This is a genomic window from Okeania sp. SIO2C2 (genome assembly GCF_010692625.1).
GTDB classification, from domain to species: domain Bacteria; phylum Cyanobacteriota; class Cyanobacteriia; order Cyanobacteriales; family Microcoleaceae; genus Okeania; species Okeania hirsuta.
The window spans coordinates 1-1,017 of sequence record NZ_JAAHGM010000183.1 but is presented as its reverse complement, the minus strand read 5'-3'; the positions used below and the strand labels follow the sequence as shown (position 1 = coordinate 1,017).

At 48.8% G+C, this 1,017-nt stretch carries 1 protein-coding gene and 1 pseudogene; both read right to left on the bottom strand.

The features are described from left to right. On the bottom strand, positions 1-444 hold a 444-nt coding region (locus tag F6K18_RS36290), incomplete at its 3' end, for a J domain-containing protein (protein WP_287528227.1). Between the two features lie 257 nt (positions 445-701). Continuing rightward, positions 702-1,017 (bottom strand): annotated as a pseudogene (locus F6K18_RS36285) (ABC transporter substrate-binding protein); the annotation flags it as partial.

Sequence of the window (1,017 nt, the reverse complement as noted above, 5' to 3'; positions counted from 1 at the left end):
GCCCTGATTGTTTGGCTGGTTTTGGCGGCGAAAGGGGGAACGGCCATTCCCGTTATTTGGGGCTGCTGTTTTGGGGGGAGCGGCGCTGCTGTAGGGGCTGCTTTTGGGCTGACTATGCTCACCTTGGCTGTAGGCACTGTAGGTGCCATAGCGGCGTTTGCCGTAGCGTTCAGGGTTGTATTTACTGGTTTTAGGTCTGGTTTTAGCCTGTCCTGCAGTAGCAGCTTTTTGACTGCCGTGCCGCAGATACTGCTTCAGACGGCTGCGAGCCTCATTCAGGCGTTTAAGTTTATCTTGGGCTTTATCGCGTAGTCGTTCGTTATCCGCTGGAATCCGATCGGGATGCCAAATAAACACCAGATCCTTATAGGCCTGGTTGACCTCTTGAAGGGACGCTCCGGGCTCTAACTCCAGTACGCTATAGGCTTTCGCGATATCGTCCATAGGTAGAGTTAAGCAATTGATGATGGGGCGGTAATGGGATGGGGACGATAGGCGTAACGAGGGGAGGAATAGGGCTGTTTTATCGTCACGTGAATCAAGGGACTTGGCTCGATCGGGTGGTCAATGTATGCCGATTATGGCGACTGGTGTTGCGTCTTGGCAAAGAACATCCAATTACCTTAAGGGTCTATTACAATTTCGTAGAAAACTTAAGTGTCTATTGCGTTTCCTTACATAAAGGATCGTTTAGAAACACATTATTCCTCAGCCAGGCTAAGTTCGTATACGTTCCATAGAGCTCCCAGAGGAGAGTATTGGATATTCTGGACTTTATTACGAATAGCAGCCATAGAGTATTGGTTTATCAAGTAGATGAAGGGCAGCTGGTCTTGAACAATGCGCTGAGCTTCTACGTATATCTCGCGTCGTTTGGCTTCATCCAGCTCCTGGGCTCCCTTGATATAAAGTTGACCAATTTCGTTCTCCCAGTTTGTAACGATGCGTCCTTTGATAGGCTCTTGACCTGCTTGAGGAGCTTGATTAAACATATGTAACCCACCATCTGGGTTCCAA